This is a genomic window from Sphingomonas sp. CFBP 13733 (assembly GCF_014841795.1).
GTDB lineage: Bacteria > Pseudomonadota > Alphaproteobacteria > Sphingomonadales > Sphingomonadaceae > Sphingomonas > Sphingomonas aerolata.
Genome location: NZ_JACYUP010000002.1, coordinates 437,806 through 459,980, shown reverse-complemented (window position 1 = coordinate 459,980; position 22,175 = coordinate 437,806). Strand labels below are relative to the sequence as shown.

General features: G+C 67.8%; 23 protein-coding genes. 12 read left to right on the top strand and 11 right to left on the bottom strand.

The features are described from left to right. The first annotated feature begins 68 nt into the window (after window positions 1–68). Together IFT71_RS06300 and IFT71_RS06295 are read left to right on the top strand one after the other, a co-directional pair. Complete coding sequence (locus tag IFT71_RS06300) at window positions 69–515, top strand: copper chaperone PCu(A)C (RefSeq protein ID WP_235516273.1); 447 nt, start codon at window positions 69–71, stop codon at window positions 513–515. Further along, a complete protein-coding gene (locus IFT71_RS06295) occupies window positions 512–994 on the top strand; it encodes a vgr related protein (RefSeq protein ID WP_192139747.1) in 483 nt (160 codons plus the stop codon). The genes IFT71_RS06300 and IFT71_RS06295 overlap by 4 nt, the downstream gene beginning before the upstream one ends. 60 nt (window positions 995–1,054) lie before the next feature. On the opposite strand, the gene IFT71_RS06290 is transcribed toward IFT71_RS06295, so the two are convergent. The 4 genes from IFT71_RS06290 to hrcA all read right to left on the bottom strand — a co-directional run bounded on the left by IFT71_RS06290 (window position 1,055) and on the right by hrcA (window position 4,359). Next, window positions 1,055–1,294, bottom strand: coding sequence for a hypothetical protein (locus IFT71_RS06290; RefSeq protein ID WP_031394647.1), 240 nt, complete (start codon window positions 1,292–1,294; stop codon window positions 1,055–1,057). A 95-nt stretch (window positions 1,295–1,389) separates the two neighbouring features. Continuing rightward, window positions 1,390–2,613, bottom strand: coding sequence for a threonine synthase (locus IFT71_RS06285; protein WP_192139745.1), 1,224 nt, complete (start codon window positions 2,611–2,613; stop codon window positions 1,390–1,392). Between the two features lie 137 nt (window positions 2,614–2,750). After that, window positions 2,751–3,290 carry a nucleotide exchange factor GrpE gene (gene grpE, locus IFT71_RS06280; protein WP_031394645.1) on the bottom strand — a complete coding sequence of 180 codons (540 nt, stop codon included), beginning with the start codon at window positions 3,288–3,290 and terminating at the stop codon, window positions 2,751–2,753. A 25-nt stretch (window positions 3,291–3,315) separates the two neighbouring features. Beyond that, on the bottom strand, window positions 3,316–4,359 hold the full coding sequence (gene hrcA, locus IFT71_RS06275; protein ID WP_031441504.1) for a heat-inducible transcriptional repressor HrcA: 1,044 nt from the start codon (window positions 4,357–4,359) through the stop codon (window positions 3,316–3,318). 202 nt (window positions 4,360–4,561) lie between these two features. On the opposite strand from hrcA, the gene rph reads away from it, so the two are divergent. Continuing rightward, window positions 4,562–5,278, top strand: a complete 717-nt coding sequence (gene rph, locus IFT71_RS06270) for a ribonuclease PH (protein WP_031441505.1) — start codon at window positions 4,562–4,564, stop codon at window positions 5,276–5,278. Then, a complete protein-coding gene (rdgB, locus tag IFT71_RS06265) occupies window positions 5,275–5,910 on the top strand; it encodes an RdgB/HAM1 family non-canonical purine NTP pyrophosphatase (RefSeq protein ID WP_056680058.1) in 636 nt (211 codons plus the stop codon). The genes rph and rdgB overlap by 4 nt, the downstream gene beginning before the upstream one ends. A 50-nt stretch (window positions 5,911–5,960) precedes the next feature. Here the strand turns inward: rdgB and IFT71_RS06260 are convergent, their stop codons facing one another. After that, entirely contained in the window at window positions 5,961–6,518 is a 558-nt protein-coding gene (locus tag IFT71_RS06260) for a CAP domain-containing protein (RefSeq protein ID WP_192099629.1), read from the bottom strand. A 43-nt stretch (window positions 6,519–6,561) separates the two neighbouring features. Here IFT71_RS06260 and hemW point away from each other — a divergent pair, with 43 nt between their 5' ends. Further along, a complete protein-coding gene (gene hemW / locus IFT71_RS06255) occupies window positions 6,562–7,734 on the top strand; it encodes a radical SAM family heme chaperone HemW (protein WP_192139743.1) in 1,173 nt (390 codons plus the stop codon). A gap of 122 nt (window positions 7,735–7,856) precedes the next feature. Here hemW and IFT71_RS06250 read toward each other — a convergent pair whose 3' ends face one another. Beyond that, a complete protein-coding gene (locus IFT71_RS06250) occupies window positions 7,857–9,071 on the bottom strand; it encodes a penicillin-binding protein activator (protein ID WP_192069861.1) in 1,215 nt (404 codons plus the stop codon). 10 nt (window positions 9,072–9,081) lie between these two features. On the opposite strand from IFT71_RS06250, the gene rsmI reads away from it, so the two are divergent. The 4 genes from rsmI to IFT71_RS06230 all read left to right on the top strand — a co-directional run bounded on the left by rsmI (window position 9,082) and on the right by IFT71_RS06230 (window position 12,026). Next, window positions 9,082–9,927 carry a 16S rRNA (cytidine(1402)-2'-O)-methyltransferase gene (gene rsmI, locus IFT71_RS06245; RefSeq protein ID WP_236701844.1) on the top strand — a complete coding sequence of 282 codons (846 nt, stop codon included), beginning with the start codon at window positions 9,082–9,084 and terminating at the stop codon, window positions 9,925–9,927. Then, window positions 9,924–10,322 (top strand): YraN family protein, encoded by a 399-nt coding sequence (locus IFT71_RS06240; protein ID WP_052149316.1) that lies wholly within the window; start codon window positions 9,924–9,926, stop codon window positions 10,320–10,322. Before rsmI ends, IFT71_RS06240 begins: the two co-directional genes overlap by 4 nt. 64 nt (window positions 10,323–10,386) lie before the next feature. Further along, on the top strand, window positions 10,387–11,340 hold the full coding sequence (gshB, locus tag IFT71_RS06235; RefSeq protein ID WP_192139741.1) for a glutathione synthase: 954 nt from the start codon (window positions 10,387–10,389) through the stop codon (window positions 11,338–11,340). An 86-nt stretch (window positions 11,341–11,426) separates the two neighbouring features. Continuing rightward, window positions 11,427–12,026, top strand: a complete 600-nt coding sequence (locus tag IFT71_RS06230; RefSeq protein ID WP_031441513.1) for a DedA family protein — start codon at window positions 11,427–11,429, stop codon at window positions 12,024–12,026. A gap of 7 nt (window positions 12,027–12,033) precedes the next feature. Here the strand turns inward: IFT71_RS06230 and IFT71_RS06225 are convergent, their stop codons facing one another. Beyond that, complete coding sequence (locus tag IFT71_RS06225) at window positions 12,034–12,933, bottom strand: tyrosine recombinase XerC (protein ID WP_244654786.1); 900 nt, start codon at window positions 12,931–12,933, stop codon at window positions 12,034–12,036. Between the two features lie 140 nt (window positions 12,934–13,073). On the opposite strand from IFT71_RS06225, the gene IFT71_RS06220 reads away from it, so the two are divergent. The 3 genes from IFT71_RS06220 to IFT71_RS06210 all read left to right on the top strand — a co-directional run bounded on the left by IFT71_RS06220 (window position 13,074) and on the right by IFT71_RS06210 (window position 17,869). Beyond that, window positions 13,074–14,480 carry a sensor domain-containing diguanylate cyclase gene (locus tag IFT71_RS06220; protein WP_342212603.1) on the top strand — a complete coding sequence of 469 codons (1,407 nt, stop codon included), beginning with the start codon at window positions 13,074–13,076 and terminating at the stop codon, window positions 14,478–14,480. 88 nt (window positions 14,481–14,568) lie between these two features. Next, window positions 14,569–16,740, top strand: a complete 2,172-nt coding sequence (locus tag IFT71_RS06215) for a primosomal protein N' (RefSeq protein ID WP_192139739.1) — start codon at window positions 14,569–14,571, stop codon at window positions 16,738–16,740. 46 nt (window positions 16,741–16,786) lie between these two features. Continuing rightward, window positions 16,787–17,869 carry an acyltransferase family protein gene (locus IFT71_RS06210; protein ID WP_192139737.1) on the top strand — a complete coding sequence of 361 codons (1,083 nt, stop codon included), beginning with the start codon at window positions 16,787–16,789 and terminating at the stop codon, window positions 17,867–17,869. A gap of 6 nt (window positions 17,870–17,875) precedes the next feature. On the opposite strand, the gene IFT71_RS06205 is transcribed toward IFT71_RS06210, so the two are convergent. From IFT71_RS06205 to atpA, 4 genes are all read right to left on the bottom strand, one after another. Continuing rightward, window positions 17,876–18,130, bottom strand: a complete 255-nt coding sequence (locus IFT71_RS06205; RefSeq protein WP_192139735.1) for an ATP synthase F1 subunit epsilon — start codon at window positions 18,128–18,130, stop codon at window positions 17,876–17,878. A gap of 61 nt (window positions 18,131–18,191) precedes the next feature. After that, window positions 18,192–19,664, bottom strand: coding sequence for a F0F1 ATP synthase subunit beta (gene atpD / locus IFT71_RS06200; protein WP_037530472.1), 1,473 nt, complete (start codon window positions 19,662–19,664; stop codon window positions 18,192–18,194). A gap of 17 nt (window positions 19,665–19,681) precedes the next feature. Next, window positions 19,682–20,575, bottom strand: coding sequence for a F0F1 ATP synthase subunit gamma (locus IFT71_RS06195; protein ID WP_056405313.1), 894 nt, complete (start codon window positions 20,573–20,575; stop codon window positions 19,682–19,684). A 70-nt stretch (window positions 20,576–20,645) separates the two neighbouring features. Continuing rightward, window positions 20,646–22,175, bottom strand: a complete 1,530-nt coding sequence (gene atpA, locus IFT71_RS06190) for a F0F1 ATP synthase subunit alpha (RefSeq protein WP_031394432.1) — start codon at window positions 22,173–22,175, stop codon at window positions 20,646–20,648.

Sequence of the window (22,175 nt, the reverse complement as noted above, 5' to 3'; positions counted from 1 at the left end):
TAGGTTGGCTCGCGCTTGCCGCAAGATTGTACGGCTCGTAGAGATCGCAAGAGGGGTATGAAGTGGCGATGATGACGATGCGTGGTATTTTTGCCGTGACGGCCCTGGTCGGGGTGGCGGCCTGTGCACAGCCGCAACAGCTGTCCGTCGAGAAGGCGTGGGTCCGCCTCGCGGCGGTCAAGGGCGGACCGGCGGCAGGCTATTTCACGATCCATGGCGGGCCGACCGATGCGACGCTGATCAACGTCACCACCGACGTCGCGATCCGGAGCGAGATGCACGAGAGCATGTCGGCCGGCGGCGTGTCGTCGATGAAACCGATCGCGCGCGTCGAGATCCCGGCCAAGACCGATGTCGTGTTCGCGCCGGGAGGCCGTCACGTGATGCTGTTCGACGTAAATCCCGGCATCAAGCCCGGTGAACGCACCATCACCTTCACCCTCACCTTCGCCGACGGCACCAGAATCCTGCAGAACGCAGCCGTCGTCGGCGCCGGCGACACCGGAACCAAGTGAGCGTTCGCGATCGGTCGACGCGAGCGCTGACCCCGGCCGAGACGAGGCTCGCGGCGTCGGTCTTCGGCGATGCGATCGACTATGCGCCGGTGCGGCTGGCACGCCGCAAATGGGCGTTCTTCCAGCCGCGCGACACGGTGATGGCGCCGCGCGGGTGCATCCATTTCCACCCCAAGGGCGATCTGTGGTGCGACGATTTCGCGCATGCCCATCTGACGCTGCAGGGGCTGTTCATCCACGAGATGACGCATATCTGGCAACACCAGCGCGGTATCTTCCTCCCGCTCGTACGGCATCCGTGGTGCCGCTACGACTATGCACTGCGTCCCGGCGTCGCGCTGCACCGCTACGGTATCGAGCAGCAGGGCGAGATCGTCCGCCACGCCTTCCTGCTGCGTGCCGGCGCGACGATCGCAGGCGCCCCGCCGCTCGCGCAGTACGAGACGCTGCTGCCGTTCAAGCCGCGGGTGTCGGCCTAGTCCGCCACTCCCCAAACCGTCACCCCAGCGAACGCTGGGATGACGTGGGCTAGGACGATATCAGAGCCAGCTGCGCCCATCCGGTCCCGCACAGCCATAAGGCGGCAACTGCCCGAAGAACCGTTCCTGCATCTTGTGACAGCCCCAGGCGCGCAGCGGCGCGGGCGCATAGCCGTTCAGCGCGATGCCGACCTCGTCATACGGGGTCTCGCCGCGCGCCACATACATGTACCAGCGCCCGCCGAACATGACCGCCGCCGCGACCAGCACGACACACACGACCTGAAGAATCTTCTGCATTTCCGCCCTTTTCGTGATGAAGGGCGCCCCGTTGCAGATAACATGGATTAATATCAACCACCGGAAGGCGAGCCCAGCCGGTGGCGATTCCGATCCTACAATGCGTCGAAATCGATAGCTTGTGTTCTATCAAGCGCTTGCGGCGCTTCGGGCATCGGATATTTCAGTCCGGTCGCACAATTAAAAAGTACGACGCGGTCGTCTTCGTCGACCAGACCGGTGTTCAGCGCCTGTCGATAGGCCGCGAGCGTCGCGCCGCCTTCCGGGCACAGCAGCAGGCCGTCCTGCTTGGCCGCTGCCTCGACCGCCTTGAGGATCGCGGGATCGCCGACCGCCATCGCCTGCCCGCCGCTCTCGCGGACCGCGCGCAGGATCAGGAAATCGCCGACCGCCTTCGGCACACGAATGCCCGCTGCGACGGTGCTCGCATCCTCCCAGCGCTCGGCATGCTCCTCGCCCGCCTCGAACGCGCGGACGATCGGCGCGCAGCCGCTCGCCTGCACCGCGAACATCTTGGGCCGCTCCGACCCGATCCAGCCGAGCTGCTCAAGCTCGTCGAACGCCTTCCACATGCCGATCAGACCCGTGCCGCCACCGGTCGGGTAGAAGATCGCATCGGGCAGTTTCCAGCCGAACTGCGCGGCCAGTTCCAGTCCCATCGTCTTCTTGCCCTCGATTCGATAGGGCTCCTTCAGCGTCGAGAAGTCGAACCAGCGCCCCTCGGCGGCGCCCTTGCCGACGATCGCGCCGCAATCGTCGATCAGCCCGTTGACGCGCCAGACGCGCGCGCCCTGCATCGCGATCTCGCGGACGTTGATCTCGGGCGTGTCGTCGGGACACAGCACGATCGTCTCGATCCCGCAGCGAGTGGCGTAGGCGGCCAGCGCCGCGCCCGCATTGCCGTTGGTCGGCATCGCGATCCTGGTGACGCCCAGCTCCTTCGCCATCGCCACCGCCATGACCAGCCCGCGCGCCTTGAAGCTCCCGGTCGGCAGACGCCCTTCGTCCTTCACGAGGACATTGGGGCCACCGGACCTGGGGATCGGCACCAACGGCGTCTCGATCTCGCCGAGGCTGACGATATTGGACGTCTCCCGCACGGGCAGCAGTTCGCGCCACCGCCACAGATCGGTTGGCCGCGCCTCGATCGTGTCGCGCGAAATCGCCGACCGCACCGCGCCGAGATCGTAGCGGACGAGCAACGGCCTGCCCGCACGTGAAAGGCCATGAAGCTGGTCCGCCTCATAGCGTTCGCCGGTGATCGAACATTCGAGATGCGTGACGAACGTCTCGCGATCGGTGGTCAGATTCTCGTTCATGGCGTCATCCCGGCGAGGCAGAAAGTTGAGCGCCGCCTCCTGCCGTTCCCCCGCGAAGGCGGGGGCCCAGGGTCACAGGCGACAGCGTTTGAAACCCTGGGCTTCCGCCTTCGCGGGAGAACACCAGGCCGACAGGCTCACCCCGCCTTGGCGACGCCCACCATCGCAGGCCGCAGCAGGCGATCCTTGATCATGTAGCCCGCCTGCATTTCCTGGACGATCGTGCCGGCCGGCTGGTCGCTCGGGATCTCCAGCATCGCCTGATGCTTGTTCGGGTCGAGCATCTGGCCCTCGGCAGCGATCTTGGTGATGCCGTGGCGCTGGAACACGCTCTCCAGCTCGCGACCGGTGGCTTCGAGCCCGGTGACGAGGCCCTTCATCTTGTCGTCTGCACGCAGGTCCGCCGGGATCGCCGACAGGCCGCGCGCAAGGTTGTCGGCAACCGACAGCACGTCGCGCGCGAACGCGGTGGCGGCATAGGCGCGCGCGTCCTGCGCTTCCTTCTCGGCGCGGCGGCGGACATTCTGCACCTCGGCCTGCGCATAGAGGACATTCTGCTTGGCCTCGGCAAGCTGGTTCTCCAGCTCGGCGACGCGATCGTTCGAGGCCACTTCGGGTGCGGCTTCGGCGGTCTCTTCGCGCAGGTCGGCAGGCGTGTTCTGATCGATATCGGACATTGTTTTCCCTATAAGTTGGGCCGGCTCAACCCATCAACCGGGCGAGCGTTGCAGCCGTGAAATCCACCATGGGCACGACGCGCGCATAGTTCAACCGCGTGGGGCCGATCACGCCCACCACGCCGACCACCCGCCCGTCCAATCCGCGGAACGGTCGCGCGATCACCGACGAGCCGGACAGGGCGAATAATTTGGTCTCCGCACCGATGAAGATCCGCGTCGAATCGCCCGCCCGCGCGCTGTCGAGCAGCGATGCGACCTCCTGCTTTCCCTCGAGGTCGTCGAGCAGGTCGCGGACCCGGTCGAGATCGGCGGCGGCGGCGGCATCGATCAGCCGCCCCTGCCCGCGCACGATCAGCACCGGGCGGCGATCCGCATCCTCGCTCCACACCGCGATCCCGCCCTCGACCAGCATCCGTGCTGCACCGTCGAGCGCCGCCTGCCCGTCCGCCAGTTCGCGCTCGATCCGCAGCCGCGCCTCGGCCAGCGTCAGCCCGCCGAGCGTCGCCGACATGTAATTGCCCGCCTCGACCAGGGTCGACGGCGACATGCCCTTGGGCAGTGCGATCACGCGGTTCTCGACCGAGCCATCCTCGCTGACCAGCACCGCGAGCGCCTGATCGGGCGACAGCGCGACGAACGCGATCTGGCGCAGCGTCATCTCGCGTTTCGGCACCATCACCAGCCCCGCGCACGCCGAAAGCCCCGACAGCGCAAGCGTGGTGGCGGCGAGCGCCTCCTCGACCGGACCACCGACGCCGGCGCGCGCCTCGATCGTCTGGCGCTCCTCGAACGACGGCTCCATCGCCTGCATCATCCCGTCGACGAACAGCCGCAGGCCGCGATCGGTCGGCATCCGCCCCGCGCTCGTATGCGGACTGGCGAGCAACCCCAGCCCCTCCAGCTCCCCCATCACCCCGCGAATCGAGGCGGGCGACAGGCTGAGCCCGGCCAGCTGCGCGATCGTCTTCGACCCCACCGGCGTGCCGCTAGCGAGATAGCTGTCGACGACCGCACGAAAAATATCGCGCGCGCGGTCGGTCAGTTCGGTGACGGGGGGCGTGGCCATGCGGCTGATCTAGGCTGGCGAGCCGGAATGCGAAAGGCTAGGCAGCGCTTATTGCCCACCACCCGTTCGTCCTGAGTAGGGACTGAGCGAAGTCGAAAGCCCGTATCGAAGGATGTGCCCCAAGCGGGCCGATCCTTCGATACGCCGCTTCGACGAGCTCAGCAGCTACTCAGGACGAACGGAAGAAGTTTAGGAATACACCATGCGCCCATCCGGCCGTGCCCCAGACCAGATGCGCAGCATCACGATCGAACCCCGCTTCACCAAGCACGCCGAAGGCTCCGTGCTGATCGGCTTCGGCGACACCAAGGTGCTTGTCACCGCCAGCATCGAGGAAAAGGTCCCGCCGTTCCTGCGCGGCAAGGGCGAAGGCTGGGTGACCGCCGAATACGGCATGCTCCCGCGCTCGACCAACACGCGCAACAACCGTGAAGCGGCCAAGGGCAAGCAGTCGGGCCGCACGCAGGAAATCCAGCGCCTGATCGGCCGTTCGCTCCGCGCCGTCACCGACCTGAAGCTGCTCGGCGAGCGCCAGATCGTCCTCGACTGCGACGTGCTTCAGGCCGACGGCGGCACGCGCACAGCGTCGATCTCGGGCGCCTGGGTCGCGCTGCGGCTCGCGATCGACGGGCTTCTGGACAGCGGCAAACTGACCGCCGATCCGCTGACGCAGAAGGTCGCCGCGATCAGCTGCGGCATCTATCAGGGCAACCCCGTGCTCGACCTCGACTATATCGAGGATTCGGGTGCGGACGCGGATGCGAATTTCGTCCTGCTCGAAAACGGCAACATCGCCGAAGCGCAGGCGACCGCCGAGGGCGCGACCTATGACGAGGAGGCGCTGCTCCGCCTGTTGCGGCTCGCCCGGATCGGCTGCGCGGATATCTTCGCGGCACAGGCCAAGGCTGTCGCCAAGTGAGCGGCGAAGGCAGCACCCCCCAGGCGATCCGCAAGCTCCAGCCCGGCAAGCTCGTCATCGCAAGCCACAACAAGGGCAAGGTCCGCGAGATCGCCGACCTGCTCGCAGGGCGCGGGTTCGACGTCGTGTCGGCGGCGGATCTCGACCTGCCCGAGCCGGTCGAGACGGGGACGACCTTCTTCGCCAATGCCGAACTGAAGGCACGCTCCGCCGCCGACCTGTCGGGCTATCCCGCGCTCGCCGACGACAGCGGGCTGTGTGTCGATGCGCTGGGTGGCGATCCGGGCGTGTACACCGCCGACTGGGCGGAGACGCCGAACGGTCGCGACTGGTCGATGGCGATGCAGAAGGTCGAGGACGCGCTCGCCGCCAAGGGTCCCGACGCGACCCGCGGCGCGCATTTCGTCAGCGTACTCGCGCTCGCCTGGCCCGACGGCCATGTCGAATGGTTCGAGGGCCGCGCCGAGGGCACGCTGGTCTGGCCGCCGCGCGGCAAGGTCGGCTTCGGCTATGACCCGATGTTCGTGCCGCTGGGCCATGACCAGACCTATGCGGAACTGCCGCACGAGACGAAGAACGCGATCAGCCACAGGAACGAGGCGTTCGAACTGCTGAAGGCCGCCGTGTTCTGAAACGCCGCCGGACCGCCACCCCCCGGTCACGGTCCGGCGATCTCGGCTGCCTAGTAGCTACGCTCGCCCACCACATTGCCCGGCGGCGAATAGCGGCACACCAGATAATCGTCGCGTTCGTTGCTCGCCATCGCGCATCCCACCGCGGTCGAATTGCGCCAGACGATCTGCGTGTAGTGCGCGACATCCTCATATTTGCCGGTGCGGCTGAACGCGGGCGTCACGCCGTTGACGAAGTCCTTCCGTTCGGCAACCCAGTGGCCGATCATCTCGGGATAGGCATAGGCATAGCGCGTGCCGGTCCACAGATTCTCGCCCTCGCGGCCGGGCCCCTGAACCTGATGCGCGTGCGCAAATTTGCGCGTGTTGGCCATTTCCTCGGCATAGGCGCGCGCGGTGGTCGCCAGCGTATCGCTCCATACCAGCGGCGGAACACCCACCGCCGCCCGCGCGGCATTATGCCCGTCCATCATCGCCGCCTTGAGAAGCGCAGGCCCGCGGGGCGCCGGCGCCTGCGTCTCGCGCCGCTCCACGACGCGTTCCGGCCCCTGCGCGCAGCCTGCGGCAAGCAACGCCGCCGCAACTGCCAGACCCAACCGAACCGTCATTACGCTTCCTTCTGTCGCTCCGTGCGACCATATGCGCGAGATAATGCCCCCGATCGAAACGCCAAGCCCCGCCCCGCCGCCCTCGGGGGACCTCGCGCTCTACGTCCATTGGCCGTTCTGCGTGTCGAAATGCCCCTATTGCGACTTCAACAGCCATGTCCGCGAGGGCGTCGACCAGGCGGCCTGGCGCGCGGCGCTGCTCACCGACCTCGCGCACGAAGCGTCGGTCCTGCCGGGACGCAAGCTTCAGTCGATCTTCTTCGGCGGCGGCACGCCCTCGCTGATGCCGCCCGCAACGGTCGCCGCGATCCTCGACGCCGCCGAACGCGCCTGGGGCTTTGCCGAGGGGATCGAGATCACGCTCGAGGCCAATCCCTCGTCGGTCGAGGCCGCGCGCTTCGCCGACCTGGCCAGTGCGGGCGTCAACCGCGTGTCGCTGGGATTGCAGTCGCTCGACGATCAGGCGCTGAAATTTCTCGGCCGCGCGCATGACGTGAACGAGGGGCAGGCCGCGCTGGCAACCGCGCAGAGCGTCTTTCCGCGCGTGAGTTTCGACCTGATCTATGCGCTCCCCGGCCAGCGGCTTGCCGACTGGCGCGCCGAACTCGCGCGCGCGCTGAGCTTCGGGACCGAGCATCTGTCGCTCTATCAGCTGACGATCGAGCCCGGCACGCGGTTCGCGACCGAGGCACTGGCGGGCCGCATCGTCATTCCCGACGGCGACAGCGCGGCGGACCTGTTCGAGGCGACACGCGCCGACACCGAAGCCGCCGGGCTCCCCGCCTATGAAACCTCGAACCACGCGCGGCCGGGGTCGGAGAGCCGCCACAATCTCGCCTATTGGCGCTACCAGGATTATGCCGGGATCGGCCCCGGCGCGCATGGCCGCCGCGGTGGGCTGGCGACGGTGCGTCGCAAGAAGCCCGAAAACTGGCTCGCGGCGATCGAGCGCAACGGCCACGGGATGGAGGTCGAGGACCCGCTCACCCCCTCGACGCGCGCGACCGAGGCACTGCTGATGGGGCTGCGCCTGGCCGAGGGAGTCGATCTCGACCGGATCACGCGGCTCAACGCCGGCGTTATGCCGGTGGATCTCGCCGCGGTGGCGCGGCTCGAAGCGCTCGGGCTGATCGCCCACACGCCGGGCCGGCTGCGCGTGACCGATGCGGGTGCGCTCCTGCTGGACGCGATCCTGCCGGAGATCGTGACGGCGTAACGCCCCCACCCATGTCATTCCCGCGGAGGCGGGAACCCAGACTGGCTAGCCGCGCGACTCGAATCGCAACCGATCATCCGTATGGATCCCCGCCTCCGCGGGGATGACGAACGGAGTCGGCCTCAGCCGCCGAAGCCGCTCGGCGCGGGCGAGACAACAGTGGTGGTCCCCCCGCGGATTTCCTTCACCTCCAGCGCGCGCTCGGCGACATTGTCACGGCCGAAGCGAAACGCACCGTCGATGCCCGAAAAGCCGTCGCCATCGCGCAGCCGCGACACGGGGAACGCCGTCCCCGGCTTCCAGTCGCGCGCGATCCGCACCGTCAGCAGCACCGAATCATAGCCGAGGCTCGACAGGCGGTACGGTCCGCTGCCGAAGCGTGCGCGGTATTTGGCGGCATATTGCCGGTACAGCGTATCCGACACGCTCGCATACCAGGCGCCGTTCAACGCCGGCTTGGCGGCGACGCTCGATTCGGAATTCCACAGCTCGGTGCCGAGGATCCGGGTCGATGCGCCCGCGCCGCGCTTCACCAGCGCCGCCGCCGACGCCGCGGTCGAACCGCTGTCGGCGATCAGCACAGCGTCATAGGGTGCCTTCGCGGCGAGCCGCGTGACCGCGCCCGACACACCACCGGCGGTCCGGCCATAGGTCTGGAGCGACACGACCTGACCGCCCGCCCCCTCGACCGCACGGAGGAATGCGGTCGAGGCGCGCTCCCCGTACAGTCCGTTCGGGACCAGCCCGGCAAAGTTCGACACGCCGCGCTCGCGCGCGAAATCGACAACGCGCGAAATCGACTGGGTCGGCACATAGCCCATCAGATAGGCGCCGTTGCCAGCCACCCCGAGATCGTTCGAGAAGCTCAGCACCGGCACGCCCGCCGCGCGCGCGATCGGCGCGACCGTCCGCACGTCCTCGGACAGTAGCGGCCCGAGGATCAGCTGCGCACCTTCCGCGATCGCGCGCTGGGCCGCGGCAGCGGCACCCGTCGCGGTATCGTAATTGGTGATCCGCACACGCTGGTTCTGCGTGTCGAGCAGCGCCATCATCGTCGCATTGGCGATCGACGTACCGACCCCCGCATTGCTTCCCGACAGCGGCACGAGCAGCGCGACGCGGTTGCGCTCGGCATCGCGCGGGATGCCGGTCTCGACCCCGATCGTCGGCGTGTCGGCAGGACGGGTGGTCGGGCGCTGCTGCGACGGCTCGACGGGACCGCGCGGGACGATCGTCTGGCACGCGCCCAGCAGGCAGGCCATCGTGAGCGCGGCCGAGCGCCCAAACGCGCGCATCCGGTGCCGGGCCGATTGCCCTATCGTCGCTGCGTCTGCCATGACAATCCCCATGAACCCTGAAACTCCACTGAACCCCGGCCTTTACATCGTCGCAACGCCGATCGGCAATCTCGGTGATCTGTCGCCGCGTGCCGCCGATATCCTCGCGCGTGCCGACGTCGTCGCGGTCGAGGACAGCCGTGTCACCGCCGGTCTGCTCCGCCATGTCGGTACCAAGACGCCGATGGTCCCCTATCATGATCACAGCGCCGAGGGCGTCCGCCCAGCGCTGATCGCGCGGATGGCGACAGAGGCGGTGGCGCTGGTGTCGGACGCGGGCACGCCGCTGATTTCCGATCCCGGATTCAAGCTGGTGCGCGACGCGCGCGCGGCGGGGCATCTCGTGGTGACGATCCCCGGCCCCTGCGCCGCAGTCGCCGCGCTCACGCTGGCTGGCCTGCCGACCGATCGCTTCCTGTTCGTCGGCTTCCTGCCGTCCAAGGCGCATGCCCGGTCGGAGGCGATCGCCGAGATCGCCACGATCCGCGCGACGCTGGTGCTCTACGAATCGGGTCCGCGTCTCGGTGCCAGCCTTGCCGCGCTCGCCGAAGGGCTCGGCGACCGTGAGGCGGCGGTCACACGTGAAATCACCAAGCGGTTCGAGGAGGCGGTGACCGGCACGCTGACGACCCTCGCCACCCGCTACGCCGACGCGCCGCCGCGCGGCGAGATCGTCATCGTCATCGCGCCGCCCGGCGACGCCCCCCCGGCCAGCGCGGCGGATGCCGACACGGCGCTGGCCGATGCCCTCACCCGCCTCTCCACCGGCCAGGCCGCGAGCGAGGTTGCGAAGGCACTCGGGCTCGACCGCAAGACGCTCTACGCCCGCGCGCTCGAATTGAAGGCGAAGGGGTGACCCTCCCCGCCCCGCGCCCCTCCCGCAGGCGGACGGCGAGCACTGCCGATCGACAGGTCGCGGAAGCTGCGGGGCGGCGCGGGGAGCGGCTGGCCGGCTGGTGGCTGCGACTGAAGGGCTGGAGCATCCTCGACCGTCGCGTCCGGACGCCTGCGGGCGAGGTCGACATCGTCGCGCGCAAGGGGACGCTGGTCGCGTTCGTCGAGGTCAAGACGCGCGCGACCGCCGCCGAACTCGACTTCGCGATCGACGAGCGGCGGCTCGCGCGGGTCGCTGCGGCGGCGGAGTTTTTAATGCCGCGCTATGCCGGGCCCGGCGACGACATCCGCGTCGACGTCATCCTGCTCGCGCCCGGCACGCGCCCCCGCCATATCGAGAATGCATGGATCGGCTGAGCGGGTTGGGTGACTTGCGGCCCGCGCGCACCTACATGCGCTCGACCGCATAGAAGGAAGACGCATGAGCCTCACCGTCGCCGTCCAGATGGACCCGCTCGACAGCATCAATATCGCGGGCGATTCGACCTTCGCGCTGATGCTTTCCGCACAGGACCGCGGGCACCGCCTGTTCCACTACGCGGCGGAGGATCTCAACTACCGCGACGGCCGGGTCTGGGCGAAGGTGCACCCCGTCACCGTGCAGCGCGTGACCGGCGATCACTTCAGCGTCGGCGAGCCGGTGAACCTCGATCTCGGCGACGAGGCCGACGTCGTGCTCATGCGGCAGGACCCGCCCTTCGATCTCGGCTACATCACCGCGACGCATCTGCTCGAGCGGATCGCCGGCAAGACGCTGGTCGTGAACGACCCCGCACAGGTCCGCAACGCACCCGAAAAGGTGTTCGTGCTCGACTATCCGCAGTTCATGCCGCCGACGCTCGTCACGCGCAGTCTCGACGAGGCGCGCGCCTTCCTGGCCGAGCACGGCGCGATCGTGATCAAGCCGCTCCACGGCAATGGCGGCAAGGCGATCTTCAAGGTCGAATTGGACGGTGCCAACCTGTCCGCGCTGATCGAGGTGTTCAACATGACGTGGCGCGAGCCGCACATGGTCCAGGCGTTCCTTCCCGACGTGGCCAAGGGCGACAAGCGCATCGTGCTGGTCGACGGCGAAGTCGCCGGCGCGATCAACCGCCTGCCGGGTGAGGGCGAGATCCGCTCCAACCTCGCGGTCGGCGGCTCGGCGGAAAAGACCGAGCTGACCCCGACCGAGCGCGAGATCTGCGCGGTCCTCGGGCCTGAACTCAAGAAGCGCGGGCTGCTGTTCGTCGGCATCGACGTGATCGGCGGCAAGTGGCTGACCGAGATCAACGTGACCTCGCCCACCGGCATCGTCGCGATCGAGCGGTTCGACGGCACCGACGTCTCCGCGATGATCTGGGACGCGATCGAGGCGAAGGTCGCGGCGCGGTAGGAAAACCACCATCCTGGCTCAGGCCGGGATGGTGCGACCATACTGTCGAGGGAACACATGCGGCCCCCCGGAAGTATCGGTTAGCCATGACCGAATTCATCATCAACCTGATCGCCTGGGGCGGCTATTTCGGCATCTTCCTGCTGATGGCGCTCGAGAATATTGTGCCCCCCGTGCCGTCCGAGGTGATCATGGGGCTCGGCGGCATTGCCGTCGCGCGCGGCCATATGGCGGTCGTGCCGCTGATCGTCGCGGGCACGGTCGGATCGGTCGCGGGCAATTACTTCTGGTATTATATCGGCCGGAACATCGGCTACGAGCGCTTCCGCCCGTTCGTCGAGCGGCATGGCCGCTGGCTGACGATCGAATGGTCGGATATCGAGAAGGTCCACCGCTTCTTCGTGAAGCGCGGCGGCTGGGTGATCTTCGTCTTCCGCTTCATGCCGACCTTCCGGACGATCATCTCGCTCCCAGCCGGCATGACGTACATGCCGTTGTGGAAGTTCGTGATCTGGACCGCTGCGGGCAGCGCGATCTGGAACACCGTGCTCGCCTATGCCGGCATCCTGCTCGGCTCGCGGTTCCAGCAGCTCGACCGCTATGTCGGCCCTGTCTCGGTCGCGACGTTCGTCATCATCGCGCTGGCCTATGGCTGGCGCGTGCTGACATGGAAGCCGAAAGGCTGACCCTGCGCTACGCCCGCGGATGCGCGTTGCGGTACACGTCCATCAGATGCGCGGCGTCGACCTGCGTATAGATCTGCGTCGAACTGAGGCTCGCATGGCCGAGCAGCTCCTGCAGCGCGCGCAGGTCCGCCCCGCGTCCCAGCAGATGCGTCGCAAAACTGTGGCGCAGTGCGTGCGGCGTCGTCCGCTCGCCAAGCCCGAGCCGCCCGCGTGCCCCGCGGACCGCGCGGCGCACGATCGCGGGGGCGAGCGGGCCACCCTTCGCGCCCCGGAACAGCGGCTCCCCCGGCACCAGCGCCCAGGGGCACGTTGCGACATAGGCCTCGACCGCGGTCCGGACCTGCGGCAACAGCGGCACGATCCGCGTCTTGGCGCGCTTGCCGGTTACCGACAGCGTCTCGCCGAGCGGCAGGATCGCCGGCGTCAGCAGCAGCGCCTCACCGATTCGCAGCCCCGCGCCGTACAGCAGCATCAGCACCGCCCAGTCGCGCGCGCCGATCCACGGCTCGGCAGCGTCGTCGGCGACCTCCCCGGCCAGCGCCACCGCTTCGGCCGGCGAGATCGGGCGCGGCACGCCGCGCTGGACCCGCGGCCCCTTCAGCCGCGGCGGTTCGGCATCCGCATTCGCCCAAGCGAGGAAACCGCGCACCGCGGACAGCTCGCGCGCCGCCGATGCATTCCCCAGCCCCTGCCCGCGCCGATAGGCCAGATAGGCGCGAAGATCCGCCGTGCTCGTCCGACCCAGCGCCGCGCGGTCGACCGCCCCCGCCCAGTGCCCGACGAGGAACGCCGTCAACCGCTCGGCGACTGCGCGATAGGCGCGCACCGTGTGCACCGACCGCATCCGGTCCCGCGCCAGATGCGTCGCCCAAAGCATCGACGGGGGAAGCGTGTCGGGTGAGGTCATTCCTGCATGCTAGAGCGTTTGAACGACAAAGAAAATTAACTAACGCAGGCCTATTCGAAGACATGTCGCTCCCCGAGTCCGCCCCTCGCGAAATGCCCGGATCACCATCGCGTTTTGCCTCGGCCGACGAGGAACGCCGGGTGGCGACGCTCAACGCGCTCGCGCTGCTCGATACCGAACCGGAACGCGAATTCGACGCGCTCGTCGCGCTGGCAGCCGAAATGCTCGACTGCCCCAGCGCGATGATGACGCTGATCGATCGCGACCGCTTGTGGATCAAGGCCGCCAATGACGGTGAACGCGGCGAGATCGCGCGCGACGTGACGATGTGCAACGTCACCATTCAGGGCTCGGCGCCGCTGGTCGTGGAGGACCTGTCGGGTGATTCGCGATTCGCTGCCAACCCCCTGGTTGCCGCATCCGACGGGGTGCGATTCTATGCCGGTGCCCCGATCCACGCGATCGCCGACGACGGTCGACGTCACCCGATCGGCGCGCTGTGCGTGCTCGACACCCATCCGCGCAGCCTGAACGCGGCGGGGCGGAAAGCGCTTGTGCATCTCGCCACGCTTGCCGAGGCTGCGATCGCCGCGCGGACCGCGGCAATGCAGGCGCTGGCGATCGCGGTGACCGCGGATCGCCAGTCGTCCGTTCTCGCTCGCCAGGACCGCATCTTCCGCCAGGCCGAGCGGATGGCGGCGATCGGATCGTGGCGGGTGCTGTGGCCCGACGGTCCGCTCGAATGGTCCGACGGAGTCTTCCGGATCCACGAGCTGCCGCTGGGCGCGCAACCCGACCCGTCGAAGGCGATCGATCACTATCCCCCCCATGCCCGCGAACAGATCGCGCGGGCGCTCACCGACGTCATCCGCACCGGCGTCCCGATCGATCTCGAACTCGACTTCACCACTGCGCTGGGCAATTCACGACGCGTGCGCGTGCAGGGCGAGCTCGAACATGCGGCCCAGCGGAACGTGGACGGTCCCGTCGCGATCGTCGGTATCTTCCAGGACGTGACAGAGCGTCACGCGCTCGAACTCACGCTGCGACGCACGGCCGAAACCGATGCGCTCACCGGCCTCGCCAACCGGGCCGCGTTTGACCGGGCGCTCGACGCGGCAATCACGCGCGCGCGTACAGCGGCCACGCCGTTGCTGCTCGCGCTGGTCGATCTCGACGGGTTCAAGGCGATCAACGACACGCTTGGCCACAACGCGGGCGACGACGTGCTGCGCGGCGTCGGCCAGATCCTGCAGGCGCCATGGCTTCGCGGCAGCCTCGCCGCGCGGCTTGGCGGTGACGAATTCGCGGTAATCGTCGACGACCCGGCGCTGGTCGGTGCACCCGAAGAGATCGTCAGCCGCCTGCAGGAGGCGTTGCAGGTGCCGGTCTCGGTCGACGGCCTGGCGATGATCAGCGCGGGCACCGTCGGCATCGCCGCGCTCGAAACCGATTGCCAGACGGTCCGTGATTTCGTCCACCGCGTCGACATCGTCCTCTACCGCGCCAAGCGCGAACGGATCGGCGAACGGCGCCGCGCCGCCTGATCGGGTTCACCCCGATGGGCGCCGCGACGACGATCACACGCCGCTAAAAGGTTTCCGTCGAGTCGATCTGCCCCCATATGCGTCGGCCATGTCGTCGCGCGCCCGTGTCCTGATCCTCAACGCCGCCCTTGGGCCGCTCGACTATCGCGTGCCTGCGGGCATGGACGTCGCGCCCGGCTCGATCGTCGTCGCGCCGCTCGGCCCGCGCCAGCTGCTCGGCGTGGTATGGGAGGCGGAGCGGATGCCGTCCGATGCGGAGGTCGGCGACAACCGCCTGCGCAATCTGCTCGCGGTCGCGGACGTACCGCCGCTCGGTGCGGCGCTTCGCCGGCTGATCGAATGGACCGCCGATTATTATCTGGCGCCCCCCGCCTCGGTGCTGCGGATGTCGCTCGCCTCGACTTCCGCGCTCGAGGGCGCGCGCACCGCGACCGAATATCGCGCGACCGGCACGATCCCCCCGCGCCTGACGCCGCAACGCGAACAGGCGCTCGAACGGATCGGCGATCGCCAGGGCCTGATCCGTGAACTGGCGCAGCTCGCCGAGGTGAGCGACGCGGTCATTCGCGGCCTCGTCAAGGTCGGCGGGATCGAGGCGGTCGAGGTGGACATCGACAGCCCTTACCCTGTCCCCGACCCGCTGCATCACGTCCCCGTGCTGTCGCCCGATCAGCGCGCAGCGGCGGACTCGCTCGTCAAAGGCGTCGCCGACCACATCTTCACGCCGACATTGCTCGACGGCGTGACCGGTTCGGGCAAGACAGAGGTCTATTTCGAGGCGGTCGCGCAGGCGATCCGCGACGGCCGCCAGACGCTGGTGCTGCTGCCCGAGATCGCATTGACCGAGCCCTTCCTCAAGCGTTTCCACGACCGGTTCGGCTGCGAGCCGATCGCGTGGCATTCGGGGCTGCGGTCCACGCAGCGACGCCGCGCCTGGCGTGCGATCGCGAGCGGCGAGGCGCTGGTGACGGTCGGTGCACGCTCCGCGCTGTTCCTGCCCTATCGCGATCTCGGCCTGATCGTCGTCGACGAGGCGCACGAGACCAGCTTCAAGCAGGAGGAAGGCGTGCATTATCATGCGCGCGACGTCGCGGTGATGCGCGGCAAGTTCGAGGGATGCCCGGTCATCCTCGCCTCCGCCACGCCCGCGATTGAGACCCGCCAGCAGGTCGCGACCGGCCGTTATGCCGAACTGAAGCTGCCCGGCCGGTTCGGCGTGGCGGAGATGCCGACGATCGAACCGATCGACCTGATCAAGGAGCCGCCCGAGCGCGGTCGCTGGCTCGCCCCGCGGCTGGTCCAGGCGATGCAGGCGACACTGGAGAAGCGCGAACAGGCGCTGCTGTTCCTTAACCGCCGCGGCTATGCACCGCTGACGCTGTGCCGCACCTGCGGGCACCGGTTCCAGTGTCCCAACTGCACCGCGTGGATGGTCGAGCACCGGCTGACGCGGCGGCTCGCCTGCCATCATTGCGGCCATGCCGAGCCGACCCCACGCGTCTGTCCCGAATGCCAGGGCGAGGATACGCTCGTCGCCTGCGGTCCCGGCGTCGAGCGGATCGCGGACGAGGTCGCCGCGCTGTTTCCCGAGGCGAAGACCGCGGTCGTCACCTCCGACACGATCTGGTCGCCCGCCAAGGCAGCGGAATTCGTCGACCGGATGGAGGCGGGCGATATCGACATCGTCGTCGGCACGCAGCTGGTGACCAAGGGCTATCACTTCCCCAATCTGACGCTGGTCGGCGTGGTCGATGCGGATCTGGGGCTCGACGGCGGCGACCTGCGCGCGGCCGAGCGCACCTTCCAGCAGATTCGCCAAGTGTCGGGGCGTGCCGGGCGCGGCGAGAAGCCCGGCCATGTCTTCATCCAGACGCACAGCCCCGCCGCGCAGGTGATGCAGGCGCTGATCACCGGCGACGCCGACGCCTTTTACGCGGCCGAGACCGAGGCGCGCAAGGATGCGGGCGCGCCGCCCTTCGGTCGTTATGCCGCGATCGTCGTCTCGTCCGAGGATCAGCGTTGCGCGCACGACACCGCCAATCTCGTCGGGCGAAGCGCACCGCAGGTCGAGGGGATGCATGTCTACGGCCCCGCGCCCGCACCGCTTGCGATGCTGCGCGGCCGGCACCGCTACCGCCTGCTCGTCCATGCGAAGCGCGCGCTCGACGTGCAGGACGTCATCCGTGCATGGCTCGGCACGCTCGACTGGCCGTCCAAGGTGCGCGTCACCGTCGACGTCGATCCCTATAATTTTCTCTGATACGACAGCAACCGAAGCTTAACCGCTAGCACGCTATCCAGGGTGGATGTCGGCGCAGCGTGTCACCCCGGTCCAATGGCTGCGCGCGCTCGCCGCGACGATGGTCGTTGCCGCGCATGCAGCGAACCTGGTCGATGCGGGTCCGGTCCGGATCACCGGCGCGTTCATCCCGTCGGTGCCCAATCTCTCCGTGGTCGGCATCAGCGGCGTCGATCTCTTCTTCGTCATCAGCGGCTTCGTCATGGCGCAGTCGCTCGCGACCGCACCACGCGATCCCTGGGGTTTTCTCGTCCAGCGCTGGCGCCGCATCGTCCCGCTCTTCGCGCTCGCCAGCATCGCCTATATCCTCGTCGCGACCGAGCCGCAGCCGGTCGAGGCGATGCTGATGTCGATCACCGTCCTCCCGCTGCTCGATGGCGCCGACTATCATCAGCCTTCGCTCTATGTCGGCTGGACGCTGGGGTTCGAATTCGCCTTCTACGCGCTCGTCGCGCTCGCGATGACTGCCCGCCATCACAGGATCCGGTGGCTGCTGGTCGCGACGCTGGCCGTTGCGCTGATCGGCTGCATCGTTCAGCCCGGCTGGGCGCCGGCGCGGCTGCTCTTCAACCCGATGCAGCTGGAATTCGCGTTTGGCCTGCTTGTCTGGATCGCCTGGCGACGGGGCATCACCGCACCCGTCGCGGCGATGGCCACGGTTCTGGGGATCGCGCTGCTCGCCATCGGCATCGCCGTCGGGCTGGGTCCCGCGGTCTCGGGCGATGTCCAGGCGGCGGTCGCCGGCATCTCCGGTCTCGCCCGCAGCTGGACCTGGGGGCTGCCTTGGGCACTCGTCCTGCTCGGGGTGATCGACACGCCGGGTGGCGGCCGGTTCGACCGGATCGTCGCGCGGATCGGCGACGCCTCCTATTCGACCTATCTCGTCCACCCCTGCCTGATCGCGCTGCTGTGGCGCATCGGCGGGGTCCTGCCGGACTGCCCGGCGGGTGTCTTCGTCGCGCTCTTCGTGATGCTGTCGACGGTCGCGGGGCTCATCGTCCACCGCTGGATCGAACGGCCGCTGCTGCAGGTCCTAGCCCGGCAGCGCAAGGCGGCGGCGCCCGTCGCTACCGACGCGGCGCTCGCCTGAGGCGGTTTACTCGCCCGCCCGCTCGGCGAGGATCGTCAGGCCCTTGGCGTTGACCTCGGCGAAACCACCGCGGATCGCGATCGTCTCGGACGTGCCGTTCTGCGTCCGGTACACCTGCACGCTTCCGTCGCGGACGGTCGACATGAACGGCGCATGGCCTTCCAGCACGCCGAAGTCGCCTTCGGTGCCGGGGACGACGACCATATAGACCTCCTCCGACCGGACGAGCTTTTCTGGCGTGACGAGTTCGAAATGCAGCATNCGCTCGTGGCGGCCCCTCACCCCAACCCTCTCCCCCGAGGGGAGAGGGAGCAGCAGAAGCTTACGCCTCCGCAGCCATCTTCTCGGCCTTGGCGACCGCTTCGTCGATGCCGCCGACCATGTAGAAGGCGCTCTCGGGCAGGTGATCATACTCACCCTCGACCACCGCCTTGAACGAACGGACGGTATCCTCGAGCTGGACGAACTTGCCGCTGATGCCGGTGAAGACCTCGGCGACGTGGAACGGCTGGCTCAGGAACTTCTGGATCTTGCGCGCACGCTGCACGGTGAGCTTATCCTCCTCGGACAGCTCGTCCATGCCGAGAATCGCGATGATGTCCTGCAGCGACTTGTACTTCTGCAGCGTCGACTGGACCGCACGGGCGGTGTCGTAATGCTCCTGGCCGACGACGCGTGGCTCGAGCAGACGCGAGGTCGAGTCGAGCGGATCGACTGCCGGGTAGATGCCCAGCTCCGAGATCGCACGGTTGAGGTTGGTCGTCGCATCGAGATGCGCGAACGACGTTGCCGGTGCCGGATCGGTAAGATCGTCCGCGGGAACGTACACGGCCTGCACCGAGGTGATCGACCCCTTGTTGGTCGAGGTGATGCGCTCCTGCAGCGCGCCCATGTCGGTCGACAGCGTCGGCTGATAGCCCACGGCCGACGGAATGCGGCCGAGCAGCGCCGAAACCTCTGCGCCCGCCTGCGTGAAGCGGAAGATGTTGTCGACGAAGAACAGCACATCCTGGCCTTCGACGTCGCGGAAATACTCGGCGATCGTCAGGCCCGACAGAGCGACGCGTGCGCGTGCGCCCGGCGGCTCGTTCATCTGGCCGAATACCAGCGCGACCTTCGAGCCTTCCGACTGCGGATTGCCGTCTGCATCCTTGGCGATGACGCCTGCGTCGAGGAACTCGTGGTACAGATCGTTACCCTCACGGGTACGCTCGCCGACGCCGGCGAACACCGAGGTGCCGCCGTGACCCTTGGCGATGTTGTTGATCAGTTCCTGGATCAGCACGGTCTTGCCGACGCCGGCGCCGCCGAACAGGCCGATCTTGCCGCCCTTTGCATAGGGTGCGAGCAGATCGATGACCTTGATGCCCGTGACCAGGATCGCGCTCTCGGTCGACTGGTCGACGAACAGCGGTGCCGATGCATGGATCGGGGCGGTCTGCTCTGCGCCGACGGGGCCACGCTCGTCGATCGGCTCGCCGATGACGTTGAGGATGCGGCCGAGCGTCTTCGGGCCGACGGGCACGCGGATCTGCGAGCCGGTGTCGGTGACGGTCTGGCCGCGGGTCAGACCCTCGGTCGCGTCCATCGCGATCGTGCGGACGGTATTCTCGCCGAGATGCTGCGCGACTTCGAGCACGAGCCGGTTGCCGTTATTGTCGGTTTCGAGCGCCGACAGAATCGCGGGCAGGTTGTCGGGGAAATGCACGTCGACGACCGCGCCGATCACCTGCGAGATGCGACCCGTGTTGTTCGTTGCCGCCACTGGGGCGATGGTCTCTGGGGCGGTTGCCATTATCTGCTTCCTTGGGCTTACTTGAGCGCTTCGGCGCCCGAGATGATTTCGACCAGCTCGGTCGTGATCGCGGCTTGGCGTGTACGGTTATACTGGATCGAGAGGCGCGTGATCATGTCGCCCGCGTTGCGCGTGGCGTTGTCCATCGCGTTCATACGGCTGCCCTGCTCCGACGCCGCGTTTTCGAGCAGCGCGCGGAAGATCTGGATCGCGACGTTGCGCGGCAGCAGATCGGCGAGGATCGCTTCCTCGTCGGGCTCGTACTCGACCACGGCTTCCGCAGGTGCGTTCGGCTTGGCCTCGGCACCGGGGATGGTCGAAAGCGGCACGGGGACGATCTGGATGCCGGTCGGCACCTGCACCAGCGCCGAGACGAACTTGGCGTAGAACAGATGCGCGACGTCGAACTGACCCTCGCCGAAGCGCTTGATCAGGTCTTCGGAGATCGCCTGCGCGTCGCTGAACGCGAGCTTCTTGATCCCGCCCATCTCGTGATCGGCGAGAATGTCGTTCGGGAAGAAACGCTTGATCACGCGGCCCTTCTTGCCGGCGACATAGAATTTCACGGTCTTGCCGGCCGCGATCAGCTCCTCGGCCTTGCGACGTGCCGCGCGGACGATGTTGGTGTTGAACGCACCCGCCAGACCACGCTCCGACGTCGCGATGACGATCAGATGGACCTGGTCCTTGCCGGTCCCGGCCAGCAGGGGCGATGCGCCCGGCGCGATGCCGACGCGCCCGGCAAGGCTCGCCATCACCGCTTCGAGCCGCTCGGCATAGGGCCGGCCGGCGACCGCCGCGTCCTGCGCACGGCGCAGTTTCGCAGCGGCGACCATCTTCATCGCCTTGGTGATCTTCTGCGTCGACTTCACCGAGCCGATACGGATCTTGAGTGCCTTGAGGCTCGCCATCTACGTCCCTTTGTTCCCCCGCGACAGCGGAGGCCCAGCCTGCCCCCGCATCAGCGGGGGCATGTTCTACTTATGCAAACGTCTTGGCGAACGCCTCGAGCGCTGCCTTCAGCTTGTCCTTCGCCTCGTTACCCAGATCGCGGGTATCGCGGATCAGCTTGAGCACATCGGCATGGTTCGCACGCATGTCGGCCAGCAGTGCCTGCTCGTAACGGGTCACGTCGGCGACGGGCACCTTGTCGAGGAAACCGCTGGTGCCAGCGAAGATCGAAACGGTCTGCTCCTCGAACGGCAGCGGCGAGAACTGCGCCTGCTTGAGCAGCTCGGTCAGACGCGCACCGCGGTTGAGCAGCTTCTGCGTCGACGCATCGAGATCCGACCCGAACTGCGCGAACGCCGCCATCTCGCGGTACTGCGCGAGCTCGAGCTTGATCGAGCCCGACACCTTCTTCATCGCCTTGGTCTGTGCGGCCGAGCCGACGCGGCTGACCGACAGACCGACGTTGATCGCCGGGCGCACGCCCGAGAAGAACAGGTCGGTTTCGAGGAAGATCTGGCCGTCGGTGATCGAGATCACGTTGGTCGGGATGTACGCCGAAACGTCGCCCGCCTGGGTCTCGATGATCGGCAGCGCGGTCAGCGAGCCGCCGCCGTTCGCGTCCGACATCTTGGCCGCACGCTCGAGCAGACGGCTGTGGAGATAGAACACGTCGCCGGGATAGGCTTCACGGCCCGGCGGACGACGCAGCAGCAGCGACATCTGGCGGTAGGCGACGGCCTGCTTCGACAGATCGTCGTAGCAGATCAGCGCGTGCATGCCGCGGTCGCGGAAATACTCGCCCATCGCGACGCCGGTATAGGGCGCGAGATACTGGAGCGGTGCCGGATCCGACGCGGTGGCTGCGACGACGATGGAATATTCCATCGCGCCATTCTCTTCGAGCGTCTTGACGAGCTGCGCGACGGTCGAGCGCTTCTGGCCGATCGCGACATACACGCAATACAGCTTCTTCGACTCGTCGTCGCCCGCGTTCGCGGTCTTCTGGTTGATGAACGCGTCGATCGCGACGGCCGACTTGCCGGTCTGGCGATCGCCGATGATCAGCTCGCGCTGGCCACGGCCGACGGGAACGAGTGCGTCGATCGCCTTGAGACCGGTCTGGACCGGCTCGCTGACCGACTGGCGCGGGATGATGCCCGGCGCCTTGACCTCGACGCGGCTGCGCTCGGTCGTGTGGATCGGGCCCTTGCCGTCGATCGGGTTGCCGAGACCGTCGACCACGCGGCCGAGCAGCTCCTTGCCGATCGGCACGTCGACGATCGTGCCGGTGCGCTTGACGATGTCGCCTTCCTTGATCTCCGAGTCAGACCCGAAGATCACGACGCCGACATTGTCGGCCTCGAGGTTGAGCGCCATGCCCTGCACGCCGTTCGAGAATTCGACCATCTCGCCGGCCTGGACGTTGTCGAGGCCGAAGATGCGCGCGATGCCGTCGCCGACGCTCAGCACCTGGCCGGTCTCGCTGACCTGGGCCTCGGTGCCGAAATTGGCGATCTGATCCTTGATGATCTTCGAGATTTCTGCGGCGCGGATATCCAT